16 protein-coding genes are annotated in these 12,772 nt (G+C 35.9%); all 16 read right to left on the bottom strand.

Annotation, left to right across the window (positions count from 1 at the left end; genetic code table 11):
• Positions 1-58: 58 nt before the first annotated feature.
• On the bottom strand, positions 59-445 hold the full coding sequence (locus tag AC4PID_RS17060; RefSeq protein ID WP_492133194.1) for a RidA family protein: 387 nt from the start codon (positions 443-445) through the stop codon (positions 59-61).
• 19 nt (positions 446-464) lie between these two features.
• Positions 465-1,106 (bottom strand): helix-turn-helix transcriptional regulator, encoded by a 642-nt coding sequence (locus AC4PID_RS17055; RefSeq protein ID WP_492133193.1) that lies wholly within the window; start codon positions 1,104-1,106, stop codon positions 465-467.
• A gap of 80 nt (positions 1,107-1,186) precedes the next feature.
• Positions 1,187-1,528, bottom strand: a complete 342-nt coding sequence (gene rsfS / locus AC4PID_RS17050; protein ID WP_492133192.1) for a ribosome silencing factor — start codon at positions 1,526-1,528, stop codon at positions 1,187-1,189.
• Positions 1,529-1,535: 7 nt separating this feature from the next.
• A complete protein-coding gene (gene nadD / locus AC4PID_RS17045) occupies positions 1,536-2,738 on the bottom strand; it encodes a nicotinate-nucleotide adenylyltransferase (RefSeq protein ID WP_492133191.1) in 1,203 nt (400 codons plus the stop codon).
• Positions 2,735-3,316 carry a YhbY family RNA-binding protein gene (locus AC4PID_RS17040; protein WP_492133190.1) on the bottom strand — a complete coding sequence of 194 codons (582 nt, stop codon included), beginning with the start codon at positions 3,314-3,316 and terminating at the stop codon, positions 2,735-2,737. The genes nadD and AC4PID_RS17040 overlap by 4 nt, the downstream gene beginning before the upstream one ends.
• A gap of 12 nt (positions 3,317-3,328) precedes the next feature.
• Positions 3,329-4,606, bottom strand: a complete 1,278-nt coding sequence (gene obgE, locus AC4PID_RS17035; RefSeq protein ID WP_492133189.1) for a GTPase ObgE — start codon at positions 4,604-4,606, stop codon at positions 3,329-3,331.
• A gap of 101 nt (positions 4,607-4,707) precedes the next feature.
• Positions 4,708-4,989: a 50S ribosomal protein L27 gene (gene rpmA / locus AC4PID_RS17030; protein WP_492133188.1), complete on the bottom strand. Its 282-nt coding sequence runs from the start codon at positions 4,987-4,989 to the stop codon at positions 4,708-4,710.
• Positions 4,983-5,324 (bottom strand): ribosomal-processing cysteine protease Prp, encoded by a 342-nt coding sequence (locus AC4PID_RS17025; protein WP_492133187.1) that lies wholly within the window; start codon positions 5,322-5,324, stop codon positions 4,983-4,985. Before AC4PID_RS17025 ends, rpmA begins: the two co-directional genes overlap by 7 nt.
• Positions 5,325-5,343: 19 nt before the next feature.
• On the bottom strand, positions 5,344-5,652 hold the full coding sequence (rplU, locus tag AC4PID_RS17020) for a 50S ribosomal protein L21 (RefSeq protein WP_492133186.1): 309 nt from the start codon (positions 5,650-5,652) through the stop codon (positions 5,344-5,346).
• A gap of 106 nt (positions 5,653-5,758) precedes the next feature.
• Complete coding sequence (locus AC4PID_RS17015; protein ID WP_492133185.1) at positions 5,759-7,165, bottom strand: ribonuclease E/G; 1,407 nt, start codon at positions 7,163-7,165, stop codon at positions 5,759-5,761.
• Between the two features lies 1 nt (position 7,166).
• Entirely contained in the window at positions 7,167-7,862 is a 696-nt protein-coding gene (locus AC4PID_RS17010; RefSeq protein ID WP_492133184.1) for a TIGR03936 family radical SAM-associated protein, read from the bottom strand.
• Positions 7,849-9,687, bottom strand: a complete 1,839-nt coding sequence (locus AC4PID_RS17005) for a TIGR03960 family B12-binding radical SAM protein (RefSeq protein WP_492133183.1) — start codon at positions 9,685-9,687, stop codon at positions 7,849-7,851. The genes AC4PID_RS17010 and AC4PID_RS17005 overlap by 14 nt, the downstream gene beginning before the upstream one ends.
• Before the next feature lie 14 nt (positions 9,688-9,701).
• Positions 9,702-10,814 (bottom strand): FtsW/RodA/SpoVE family cell cycle protein, encoded by a 1,113-nt coding sequence (locus AC4PID_RS17000; protein WP_492133182.1) that lies wholly within the window; start codon positions 10,812-10,814, stop codon positions 9,702-9,704.
• A 40-nt stretch (positions 10,815-10,854) separates the two neighbouring features.
• Positions 10,855-11,121 carry a cell division topological specificity factor MinE gene (gene minE, locus AC4PID_RS16995; protein ID WP_492133181.1) on the bottom strand — a complete coding sequence of 89 codons (267 nt, stop codon included), beginning with the start codon at positions 11,119-11,121 and terminating at the stop codon, positions 10,855-10,857.
• 9 nt (positions 11,122-11,130) lie between these two features.
• Positions 11,131-11,928: a septum site-determining protein MinD gene (minD, locus tag AC4PID_RS16990; RefSeq protein WP_492133180.1), complete on the bottom strand. Its 798-nt coding sequence runs from the start codon at positions 11,926-11,928 to the stop codon at positions 11,131-11,133.
• Between the two features lie 86 nt (positions 11,929-12,014).
• Positions 12,015-12,755: a septum site-determining protein MinC gene (gene minC, locus AC4PID_RS16985; RefSeq protein WP_492133179.1), complete on the bottom strand. Its 741-nt coding sequence runs from the start codon at positions 12,753-12,755 to the stop codon at positions 12,015-12,017.
• Positions 12,756-12,772: the final 17 nt, after the last annotated feature.

Raw genomic sequence — 12,772 nt, 5'->3', positions numbered from 1 at the left:
TGTTTGTTACTAGACAAATAAAAACCCCACTAATATTTAGTGGGGTTAATTTTTTTTATTATTTGCTTGCTTTGTAAGCAATCATTTCAATCTCAACATCTGCAAATAAAGGTAAATTTGCAACTTCATATGCTGCTCTTGCTGGTTTGTGCTCAGTGAAATACTCAGCATAAACTTGATTCATATCAGCGAATTGAGTAATATCGTTCATTAAAACAGTCACTTTTACCACATCACTAAAAGTACAGCCAGCAGCTTCTAAAATTGCTTTTGCATTTTCAAGTGATTGTTTTGTTGCCGCTTTAATATCGCCTTTCACTAACTCACCTTTACCAGGAATTAATGGTAATTGGCCTGATACATATACAAATCCTGCAGCTTCAATAGCCTGTGAATATGGGCCAACTGCAGCAGGTGCATTTTCAGTTGAAATTATCTTTAACATCGTTAAAGCCTCCTAATATTTATTTGCCTTCTCTAATGCCATCTAAATAATTGTAAATTGTGTATCTAGATACTTGTAGAGAATTTGCAACGTAGTCAATCGCGCCTTTAATTAAAAAGACACCTTTCTCTTCTAGATCTTTTACAATACTTACCTTTTCGTCTTTTGTCAAATAAATTACGGGACGACCAAATTTATGAATTGTACCTTCTACAATATCATAAAGGACATCATTTACTTTGTTGATTTCTCCAATTACTTCAATTTCCTTCTCATCAACTTTACAAAGTTCATTCATAACATTTCTAGCGCTCAATAGATCTGTAATGTCAAAGTTAATACACATACAGCCTACGATTTCACCATCATCATCCTTCATAAAAGTAGTCGTTGACTTTAGTTCTCTGCCTAATGTGCTCTTACCTGTGTAGTTATAGACGTCATGACCTTCTTGATGCTTGTTAATTTTGCTTAAAATAGGTTCAGACATCTGAGTATCTATAGTACGACCTGTTACGTGGCCGTTAAATATCGCTACAATAGAATTCTCCATATTTCTAAAATCATGGATAACAACTTCACAATTTGAGCCAAATGTTTCTGCAACAGCTTTTGCAATTGGAATTATCGATAGTAATTTTGGATGGATTGGCTTGTCCATAATAGTCTCCTCTCAACATTTTGTATGTTGACTATTGTATATTAATTCAAATAAAAACTCAATAATATTCATACAAATTATTAGAAATTTATTAAGGTCGCATCGCTCCATATACGTTCAAGGCCATAATAGTCTCTCATATCTCTACTAAAGATATGAACAATTACATCTTTATAGTCCATCAACAACCAACCACCAGTTTCTTTGCCTTCTTTATGTCTTAACTGAACGCCAAGTGTTCCTAGTTCTTTTCGAACATGATCTGCTAGTGCATTCATATGAGTTGTCGAGGTTCCGGTACATATAATAAAGTAATCAGAAATCGGACTTATACCTTTAACAGATAAGACAACTAAGTCTTGAGCTTTTCTATCATCTAAAACTTTATAGATTGCTTTTGACAAATTTAATATATCATCCATTAATGAATTAATTCCTTTCCTGTGAATCGAGTATTTGTTTTACCATCTCAGTTGTATATCGATGCATCTTTAAGTGTTTGTCTTCAAGATGAGGTGTACACTGACTATAGAATTTGACTATGGCTAAGTCTAAATCCATATAGGCATATTTTCTAAGTTCTACTACGCCCTCAAAATCTCTTGTTGGTTCAATAATGTCAGATATATAGATGATTTTGCTCAAATCTGACATCTCCTTATTGCCATAAGTATGCCATTTAATTGCATCGAGTATTTCTTCATCCTCTATACCGTACTCTGCTTTAAGTATACCAGCAGCTACCTCGCCATGAGCTATGTTGGGTGTTGCGATAATACTTGGATCTAGATAAATCCCAAACGCCTCAATATAGCTTTGCATTTTTTTGCTTTTGATTTCTTTAGCAAAATCATGACATAATCCAGCAAACTCAGCCTTTAAAGGGTCAACATTAAATTGTAACGCAAGCTTTCTTGCCGTATGTGCGGTTTCTAATGAATGTAGAAATCGCTTCTTACTTAGTGTCTCCTCAAGTAACTGTTTAAACTCAAAAAAACGCTCGTGATGTTCCTTGTATAGAAAATTTTCATGAATATAATTTTCAACAACTTCAGGCAATAAATATTTAATACTCTTCTCAGCATAAACACGGTCACGAATATCTGTCGAACTAATCGCCAATGCAGGCACCACAGAAAGCTCTATTTGCGCTCCGTATTTAGCATGTAAAGCCCTAATTTTTTCCTCAAGTACTTCTTTTTCATAGCCAGGACGTGTCGCACCAATAAACTTAACCTTTTTAACTAATGATTGATAATCCTTCCACGACTCGAGTAAGAGGATGGCATCTGCACCCGTGATAAAAAACAGTTCATCTTCTTTAGACATTTGACTTTGAAGTTCAGTAATTGTATCGATCGTGTACGTCGTACCTGATTGCTTTATCTCAATATCAGATAGAGAAAAATAAGGATTTGACGCAACTGCGAGCTTAACCATCTCAAAGCGTTGATCTTTCTGCGCTGCATTACTCAATGTTTTATGTGGGGCTTTACCTACTGGTATAAAAATCACTTCATCCAAATGAAAGCCGGTTCTTATTTGTTCAGCAAGCATTAAATGACCATAATGGATCGGATCAAAAGTCCCACCCATTATGCCAATTTTTCTACCTTTGTTTGGTTGAATCATTTAGAAGTTCCTCTTCCAGCTTTTTTATATTGCGCTGCTTTAAAACCGCCTTCTTTTGATGTTCCTAAAGAACGCGTACTCTTATTGGAATGGTCTTTGGAGTAGCTGTACTTGAACTTAGCCATAGCTTGCTCTTTTTCAAGTTTTTCAGCTTCTTCACGTTTTGCTTTAGCGACAGAACGCTTCCCTTGATTTGGTCTAGATTTAACGCCGCCTTTTTTTGTGGTCGCTTTTTTAGACATCATTTCTTTGTTCTGACGATTAATTTTAACTCTTGTGTTATCAGCACCTGGTATTTCTAGCATAGGGTTGTTTCTAGATTGACGATAAATCGTCAATTTATTCCCCATAGCTTGAACAAACTCAGCATTTAATGCTTCACAGATTTGTCTAGCAGCTGAATCGGCAGATTCCATACTGTTATCTAAAATATTAATTTTTACGAGCTCGTGTTGATCCAGCAATACACTTAATTGTGTTAAAAACGCTTCGGAAATCCCTTCCTTACCCACTTGAGCCAATGGTTTATACGAATGTGATAAACCTTTTAAAAAACTTCTTTGTTTTCCTGTTAACATATTTTTCCCTCATCAATCATAGAATTCAAATTCTAATTCAAAGATTCTTACTGTATCGCCATCTTCGATACCCATATCTCTTAATTTATCAAAGACACCGTTTACTTTGAGTGCATTTTGGAATCTTCGAAGTGATTCTATGTCTTCTAAGTTAGTAGAATATAGAAGTCGATCGATATAATCGCCCTCAACACAGTAAACATCTCCATCCATAAAGTATTTAATGTCTTTTTCATTTGATTTATCAATCATTTCAACATAGTAATCATTTACATCAAATAATTCTTCGTCTTCGATTGTATCAAGTAGTTCAGTGACTCTCAATAGCAGTGCGTCAACACCTTCACCTGTAGCCGCTGAAATAGGATAAACTTCATAGCCATCTGCTTTAATTTTTTCCGCAAAGTCATTGTATTGATCTTCTTCAAAAACCAAGTCCATCTTATTTGCAGCTACAATTTGCCTTCTAGTGGATAGTCTTTCATTATAGCCAAAAACCTCTTCGTTGATCTTACAAAAATCAACATATGGATCTCTGCCTTCGATACCTGAAACATCAACAACATGGATCAAAACTTTAGTTCTTTCAACATGTCTTAAAAAGTCTAGACCTAGACCAACACCTTCTTTAGCACCTTCGATAAGGCCTGGTATATCAGCAATAACAAAGCTCTTTCCTTTTATGGCTTCAACAACACCTAAGTTCGGTTGAAGTGTCGTAAAGTGATAATTTGCAATTTTAGGCTTTGCTTTTGTAGTCGTTGCAAGAAAAGTTGATTTACCGACGTTAGGATAGCCTAGCAGACCAACATCAGCTAACATTTTTAGCTCAAGACTAACAACTTTTTCAGCACCTGAGGTTCCTTTTTCAGCAAAAGTAGGCGCTTGTCTTGTCGGCGTAGCAAAATGTTGATTACCACGACCACCTTTACCACCCTGAGCGATGACAACACGCTGTCCAACTTCCTTTAAATCTGCGATAACTTTACCAGTCTCGAGATCTCTAATGATCGTGCCTTGCGGTAATCTGATGATAAGGTCTTCACCAGACTTGCCACTCATCTTTTTCTTACCACCGTCTTCTCCGACTTCAGCAACGTATTTTGTTTTATATCTAAAATCCATCAGTGTTCTCATGCCTTCATCGACAAGGGCGATTACACTTCCGCCACGACCACCGTCACCGCCATCTGGACCACCATCTGGCACATATTTTTCTTTTCTAAAACTAACTCTACCATTACCACCGTTTCCAGCTTTAATGGTGATTTTAGCTATATCTACTAACATTATTACACCTCGTCAAACAGACTTCTCACATTAACATCATAATGCTTTTGTAAAGAAATGTCTATTACATAAAAAAGCCCATCTGACGATGGGCTCTGGGATTAAGCTTCATAAACGCTTACTTGTTTTTTGTCTCTACCTTTACGCTCGAATTTAACGACGCCATCCACTTTAGCGAATAAGGTGTCATCTCCACCTATGCCGACGTTAATTCCAGGGTGAATCTTAGTACCTCTTTGTCTTACCAAGATGCTACCAGCGCTAACAGGTTGTCCATCAGCTCTCTTTACGCCAAGTCTTTTTGCTGCAGATTCACGACCATTTTTCGATGAACCAACACCTTTTTTACTTGCAAATAATTGTAAGTCAAAAGTTCTTAACATTTCCCCTGCACCTCCTTGATTATAAGTTTAATGTACTTACTGTACGTTCGTTCTATACCTTCAATACCGACTCTAAATGTGCCAAAAATTATATCAACGATATCATTTAAGTCTTCATTTTGTAATCGTAGTTCAAAGTAACCACTGTCAATTGAAAGCTCAATTGCTTCTTCCGGAATGTGGCCAATTTCCTCAACTGAATTTGCTAAGGTTTGAGCCAAAGTTGAAACCGCAGCACAGACCAAATCTTTTCCAGGTTCACCAGCAAAGGCGTGACCAGTCACTTTAACTGTACTATAGTGGTTATATTTTCGAGTGATTTCTACTCTAATCATATCTTTGATTTTTGCTTAATTATAAGCTGATTGATTCAATTTTAACTTTTGTGTAAGGTTGTCTGTGACCTTGTTTTTTTCTATAGTCTTTTTTAGACTTATATTTGAAAATGATCACTTTTGGACCTTTGCCATTCTTCACAACTGAAGCTGTAACTTTAGCGTTAGCTAGCGCTTCGCCAAGTTGTAAGCCTTCTTCTGTAGAAACAGCTAATACTGAAGTGAAGTCTACTGAATCGCCTTCATTTACATTCAATTTTTCAACGAAAATCTCGTCTCCTTGTTGAACTTTGTATTGCTTTCCACCAGTTTGAATAATTGCGTACATATCGCACCTCCTCTATCCATTCTCGCCAATGTAGGTACATTTGCATGTTTAAAAACCCACTATCGTGCGGCTACCCGATAAATATTATCACAACTGCCTAGTAAAGTCAATGCTTTAAACTATGCAATTTATATTTTTTTTCGTTTATCGGCGTTCCGTTTAACTCTAAAGCTATTTTAATCTCTTTTAATACATCAATCTGTCTTAAAAGAAGATATAAATCCTCATCCATGTCAATTCTTAACCGTTTTGTATTGGTCTTTGCTGCCGTTTCCTGCAGTTCAAGTTCCAACTGATGCAAATGATAATAACAAAGATCACGTTTTCTATGATGTATACTTAAGAGATCGATCATTGAGGGATTGATTCTTTTTTTAGTCAGCTCTAATATACCAAGTCGCGTAAACCCTAAAATAGTAATATCATTTGATTTATTATAGCCTATTTCTTGAATTTCTCTGATAAAAGTATTTCTTTGCGCTTCTACCATATCAATAAAATCGATTAAAATCACACCGCTTAAATTCTTAAGCTGAAGAATTTTCAAAAGTTCAGCAGCAGCAACTTTGTTGACTTCAAAAATATGTGACTCTTTGTTCATGTTAGAATCAAACGATCCTGAATTAACATCAATAATCGTAAATGCCTCTGACTCTTCAACCGTTACCCAAATACCATTTTCAAAGGTATAAATCGTATTATTTAAATAGCCGCTTAAATTGATGCCATTCTCATCGAAAACAGAACCAGCAGCGACATACTTCAGACTATTTTTTGTGAACCCTAGATTTGCCAGTTGCTCTAGCCACTTATCTTCGTTCACAATCGCATGTGAAGGAACAAATGCTTTAACAACGTTTTCAATTTGATCTATTATTTTGTTTTTTTCAAAATGAAGCATAATCTTTGAAGACAATTTACTTTTTAATTCAATGTTCTTCCACATTGAAATCAATTGATTTAAATCCTTTAAGATCATCTCCATAGTAACCGTTTCGTTTTCAAGTGAACTTCTCAAAATAACGCCAAATCCTGATGAAGCCTGCTCCACTTCAGCAATAAGTTGTTCTAAGTCAACTCGCTGTCTGATTTTCTTTGAAACTTTAATCCCTTTAACACGGGGCATTAAGATTACAAACTCACCAGGCAATGAAAAATCACCTGTTAATCCCGCACCTTTTGTCTGATATGGTTCCTTTTCAACTTGAACTAGAACCATCTGACCTTTTTTTACAAATTGACCAATTGGCATATCCTTGTGGTCATGATAGGAAATGCCAAGTGCTCTAATTAATTCTTTCTTTTGAATAAACGCATTGTCTTTTAAACCAATATCTATAAAAATCCCATTTAAAGATTCTACAACCTGTACGACCTTACCAGTATATAAATTCCCCTCATAGGTTCTCTTGAAATGGTTAAACACATCTAAGGAAAAAATTTCTTTTGATTTTAGATCTGCTACTGCCACTAAAGTTAAAGTTTTACTTTCCTCAATTATTAACGTTCTCATACTATTCACTCAAATTAAAGATAGATTGTTTGACGCCATCGTTTTCAAAAAACAAACCAATTCTTTCAACCCGAATTGTTTCAATGGTTTGTGGCACTTTATAGGTTTCAAATAAGACTTTGACTAAAGTCTCCGGGTTTAAACTGCCTTGGCTTCCAGATTGTAAGGTTGCTCTAAACAAAATTTCTTGTTCAGATTGGAATACCATTTTAAAAGAATCAATTTGTTCATTGATATTGACTTGCTTCATCTTACCGTTTTTTGCTTTCTTTTCATAAACGATCTCATTATTTTGAGTAAAAGCATCAATCCACTCTGCAATAGGTAATCTTTCAATATTAGAATTAAACTCAACCTTAATCAGGTATTCAGCATGTGATAAAGCGGCCATAAGTGACTTTTTACTTTGAACATATGAAGCCTCAACGACTTTTATCCCATCGGGGAATTGCATAGTTTTCACCTGTTCCATTGGCATCTCTTTTTCAAGTAGAACTTCCATTACTTCGTACTTGCTTGAATAACCCACTGAAAGAGGTGCTGCAAAAGTCATTCTTGGAATTGGATTAAAACCTTCAGAAAACTTTAATGGAACCTTATTAAATCTAAAGACCCTTTCAAATAACTTCATTAACTCAAGATGTCCTAAGAATGCCATGTACCCTTCTTTTGTATAAACAATTCTAAGCGTTATCATAGCAATCACCACCTATAAGATTTACGTTTAAACCACAGCCAGTACATCCCTGACGGCAATCCTGTGTTTCTTTTTCGATTACCGCATTATCATACTCTCTTTTAAGGTATGCTTTAGAAACACCTGCGTCTATATGATCCCAAGGCAGATATTCTTCAAAGCTTCTTTCTCGACGTGTATAGAAATCTGGATCAATCCCCTCGGCTTCAAAAGCTTGCATCCATAAGTCTTGATCAAAATACTCTGCCCAGCCATCAAACTTACATCCTAACTCATAAGCCTTTTTAACAACCGCATTGAGTTTTCTATCGCCTCTTGCAAATACACCCTCAAGAACACTTGTTTCTGGTTCGTGATAATTATAGACTACTTTTTTATTGATCAATTTTGATTTTAAATGATGAATTTTCTTATAAAAAGTTTCTTTATCGTCCTGAACCATCCACTGAAATGGTGTAAATGGTTTTGGAACAAAGCAAGAGGTACTTACAGTTACTTGTACAGACTTTTTCATATCTTCTGGTTTTACTTGCTTAAATGTGTAAGTTCCTAGATTTGCAATGTCACTAATACCATCTAAATCTTCATAAGTTTCTGTTGGTAAACCAATCATGAAATAAAGCTTAACACGGTGCCAACCCAAAGAAAAAATACTTTTAAATGTTTCTAAAATATTCTCTTCAGAAACGCCTTTATTAATAACATCTCTAAGTCTCTGTGTACCTGCCTCAGGTGCAAAAGTAAGACCAGTTTTCTTTACTTTTTGAATTTCCTTTAAAACGTCTACTGAGAAACTATCTAACCTTAATGAAGGTAATGAAACGGCAATATTATCCCCTTCATACTTCTTGACAAGATCCGTTACCAAAGGACCTATTTGACTATAATCCATTGAACTTAATGAGGTTAAAGAGAATTCTTCAAAGCCTGTATTGTTAAGAATTTTGTCAATATTTGAAACGATCGTTTCTGGTTTTCTTTCTCTTATTGGTCGATAAAGCATACCCGCTTGACAGAAACGACACCCTTTGGTACAGCCTCTGAATAGCTCCACCATAGCGCGATCGTGAACAATGTCAGCGAAAGGAACGATCATTGTTTCAAGTTTAAAACCATCTTCAAAGCTTCTTAAGAAACGCTTCTTAATCACCTTAGGAACATCTGCTTTAAGTGCATATCCAAGCATTATGCCTTGAGCATCATACTGTGGTTCATAAAACTTAGGCACATATATACCCTCTATACCAGCACATGCAAGCAGTAAGTCATCCTTTGAAATATCACCTTTCTTATAGCTTCTAAATACATCTACAAACTCAAGCAATACCTCTTCACCCTCACCGATAAAGAACATATCTATAAATTCAGCGATTGGTTCTGGGTTATAAGCACAAGGTCCACCTGCAATTATAATTGGATCCTTAGAATGTCTATCCTTAGAATATAGCTCTAAGCCAGAAAGGTTAAGCATATTTAAAATATTGGTGTAGCTTAACTCATATTGAAGTGTGAAGCCAATGACATCCATTTCAGAGAGAGGCGATTTTTTTTCAAGTGAAAATAACTTGTGTCCTCTTTCTCGCATCTCTTTTTCCATATCTGGCCATGGTGAAAATACTCTCTCACAAAATACATCTTCTTGTTGATTGAGCAAATTGTATATAATTTGCATGCCTAAATGACTCATCCCAACCTCATATACATCAGGAAAAGCAAAACAAAATCTGATCATTTCTTCAGTAATTTCTTTGTTGAATGTGTTCAACTCACCACCGATGTATCTCGATGGCTTCTCTACCTTGTGAAGCAAAGCTTCTAAATTCATGGTTCCTCCTAGTACTATGCGTTAAAGAAAGTGCCTTTCTTTCTTCTAATATATATAGATTCAACAATTCCAATCGCCAACATACTGGAAACGATTGAAGTTGAACCGTAGCTAAAGAACGGTAGTGTTATTCCCGTTACTGGCATTCTACCCAAAGTCATTGCAATATTTTCAATTATTTGAAATGCAAACATAAAAATTATACCAATTATTATATTTGATCCAAACTCATCCTTTACACGTCTGCTTAAACTAATCATTCTTAGCAGAAAAAACAAATACAGCGCAATTACTGCTATCCCACCAACAAAACCTGTTTCTTCAACAAAAACAGCAAATATAAAATCGGATTCTTGAACGGGTAAATAATTTAGTCGATGGTATACACCTTGAAATAAGCCTCTACCATACATCATTCCAGATCCAATTGTGATTTTTGACTGCATTACGTGATAATTTCCTGGTAAAGTCAAATCATTCGGATTTAAAAAAGCATCAATTCTCTCGCGCTGGTGCGTTTCTAAATGTGGGTAAATTAATGGTGTCAATCCAACCACAGCCAATAAACCGCCACCAATTTGCCAGTATCTCATGCCACTTGCTAAAAGAATACCAAATGTTGCAGATACGAATACGAGCGCAGAGCCGAGGTCTGGCTGTTTAAGAATGAGTAATAATATTGGAACCAGTGCAATCCCTGCCTTAATAACTGACTTAAGGGAGCGCATCCCTCCATTTTTTTCTGCAAATTTTGCTAAAAAGATAATGTATGCAATTTTGGATATTTCACTGGTCTGAAAATCGATAATGCCTAAATTAATCCAGCTACGTGAGCCGTTACGAATCACGCCCACTCCTGGAATAAAGATAATTATCAATAATAAAAGCGCGATTCCATAAAGCCACCAGTAAAACTCTCCAACGACTTCGTAATTGATAAATTGAAGTATGCCAATCAATATAAGTCCAAAAACAAACGAAAATGCCTGTAATTGTACTTGCCTTGTCATTCCGACATTCATTACATCTGTTGCACTAGCAATCGCAAATAGTCCTAATGTAAATAGAACTAATACGATTCCTAATAAAATATAGTCAAAGCTCGTAACAATCCTCTTTAAATTCACTTTAACACCTCATTTAAAAAAGGTCCCGAAGGACCTTTGGTTAACGCTTCAAATTCTTAATCGGAATACTAGCGACTAAAACCGGTTTTCCGGATTCGTCATCATGTGTTCTAGTGATTTTAATATCCATATCAGATGGATCATAATCCACGTGTTCCGATATTGATGACAATATATCTTTCTTTAATAGCTCAAGCAACTCAGGCGAACAATTCGATCGATCGTGGACTAAGACCAGCTTCAAGCGATCCTTGGCCACATTTTTGCTCTGAGGTTTGCTATTTAGAAAACCAAATAAATCAAACATAAACCCCTCCTATTTGCCAAATGATAACGCTTTTTTGATTTTTTCCAAAAAGCTTTCCTGAACGTCAAATTCTAAAAATGCCACATCTTCACCAGTAATTCTTTTAGCGATATTTCTAAAAGCCATACCTGATAATGATTGGTCTTTAAATACTGCAGGTTCACCTCTATTTGTGCTCATTACGACTTCTTCGTCATCTGGAACGACACCGATTAAGTCAACTGCTAAGATATCCTCGATATCTTGAACGTTCATCATTTCGCCTCTTTTTACCATATCAACTCTAAGACGATTGACGATTAATCTTGGATTGTTAATTTCTGCAGCTTCAAGTAAACCAATAATTCTATCTGCATCTCTTACCGCAGAAACTTCAGGAGTCGTAACGACTACAGCTCTATCTGCACCAGCGATAGCATTTTTAAAGCCTTGTTCAATACCAGCTGGACAATCCACTAATACATAATCATGTGTTTTCTTTAAATCTTCAATTAACTCTTTCATTTGATCAGGTGTTACTGCATTTTTGTCTTTTGTTTGTGCAGCAGGTAACAAAGATAAATTTTCAAATCTTTTATCTCTGATTAACGCTTGCTTCACTCTACAAACGCCAGTAACGACATCTACGATATCATAAACGATTCTATTTTCGAGCCCCATAACGATGTCTAAGTTACGAAGTCCGATATCTGCATCGATAACACATACTCTTTTACCAAGTAATGCTAAAGCAGCTCCAATATTTGCGGTAGTTGTGGTTTTACCAACGCCGCCCTTTCCAGATGTTACTACGATCGCTTCGCCCATTATATTACACCCTCCAAAAACTTACTAGTCTATTTTTACTATTATCGCACTGGTTGTACATCTATACAATCCATCAAAAGCCTTATTTAATGACATTTCTCAATTTTAATAACCCCATTACTCACAGTCGCTTTTTCAGGAACCGTCGTATGAATCGTTTCATCATCGCTCGGTGGAACCGAAATAAATTTAGAGATTCTGATTTGAGTCGGCTTCAATAAATTTGCGATTACTACGGCTTTATCATTGCCGGCAGAACCAGCATGAATAAACCCTAAAACTCTCCCCATGACGATTATATTGCCTTCTGCGACCACTTCAGCTCCTGGATTTACATCGCCTATTACGACGACATGCCCGGGAAAGTGAACAGATTTACCAGAACGCATGGTACCAAACACAAAATGCGTATCGCAAATCAAATGCGCATCACTTTGCACAGGTACAGGTACCTGAACCTCAACAATTTTCTCGACAATTTTTTCAACAATTTTTGTCTCGACTTTAGTTTCAACATGTGGTTCGCTAACTTCAGCAGTACGATTAGATAATTTAGTCGGTTTTGGGCTCTTCTCTTTGACTTCTTCAAGACTCTCAACTTCGATGCCATACTCATCAAAGACCAGTACTTCAATAGCAGCTTTTTGCTTATAATTAAGCTCTGCGCCATTGACACCGATAATTTTGGAGCCTTTGTAAAAGTCACCACGCTCTTTTAACAGTGTTTTTAAATGATTGAGCGCAATATCAAAAGAAACGTTGGTGTCAATATTCAAGTAAAGTCCATTTAACTTTCCTTTGAATTCAACTGGACCTTTTGAGGCCATTTCATCACCACCAGCTC

The sequence above is a fragment of the Fusibacter sp. QWL-12 genome, assembly GCF_058683495.1.
Note: the sequence above shows the minus strand (reverse complement) of the source record. Positions and strands in the feature narration are given on the sequence as shown.

Bases quoted from the DNA above. Each gene is read 5' to 3' on its own strand.
- rsfS (WP_492133192.1), bottom strand. From the start codon at position 1,528: ATGGATGATATATTAAATTTGTCAAAAGCAATCTATAAAGTTTTAGAT.
- AC4PID_RS17025 (WP_492133187.1), bottom strand. From the start codon at position 5,324: ATGATTAGAGTAGAAATCACTCGAAAATATAACCACTATAGTACAGTT.
- AC4PID_RS17055 (WP_492133193.1), bottom strand. From the start codon at position 1,106: ATGGACAAGCCAATCCATCCAAAATTACTATCGATAATTCCAATTGCA.
- minD (WP_492133180.1), bottom strand. From the start codon at position 11,928: ATGGGCGAAGCGATCGTAGTAACATCTGGAAAGGGCGGCGTTGGTAAA.
- rpmA (WP_492133188.1), bottom strand. From the start codon at position 4,989: ATGTTAAGAACTTTTGACTTACAATTATTTGCAAGTAAAAAAGGTGTT.
- AC4PID_RS17015 (WP_492133185.1), bottom strand. From the start codon at position 7,165: ATGAGAACGTTAATAATTGAGGAAAGTAAAACTTTAACTTTAGTGGCA.
- AC4PID_RS17005 (WP_492133183.1), bottom strand. From the start codon at position 9,687: ATGAATTTAGAAGCTTTGCTTCACAAGGTAGAGAAGCCATCGAGATAC.
- nadD (WP_492133191.1), bottom strand. From the start codon at position 2,738: ATGATTCAACCAAACAAAGGTAGAAAAATTGGCATAATGGGTGGGACT.
- AC4PID_RS17010 (WP_492133184.1), bottom strand. From the start codon at position 7,862: ATGATAACGCTTAGAATTGTTTATACAAAAGAAGGGTACATGGCATTC.
- minC (WP_492133179.1), bottom strand. From the start codon at position 12,755: ATGGCCTCAAAAGGTCCAGTTGAATTCAAAGGAAAGTTAAATGGACTT.
- AC4PID_RS17040 (WP_492133190.1), bottom strand. From the start codon at position 3,316: ATGTTAACAGGAAAACAAAGAAGTTTTTTAAAAGGTTTATCACATTCG.
- rplU (WP_492133186.1), bottom strand. From the start codon at position 5,652: ATGTACGCAATTATTCAAACTGGTGGAAAGCAATACAAAGTTCAACAA.
- obgE (WP_492133189.1), bottom strand. From the start codon at position 4,606: ATGTTAGTAGATATAGCTAAAATCACCATTAAAGCTGGAAACGGTGGT.
- minE (WP_492133181.1), bottom strand. From the start codon at position 11,121: ATGTTTGATTTATTTGGTTTTCTAAATAGCAAACCTCAGAGCAAAAAT.
- AC4PID_RS17060 (WP_492133194.1), bottom strand. From the start codon at position 445: ATGTTAAAGATAATTTCAACTGAAAATGCACCTGCTGCAGTTGGCCCA.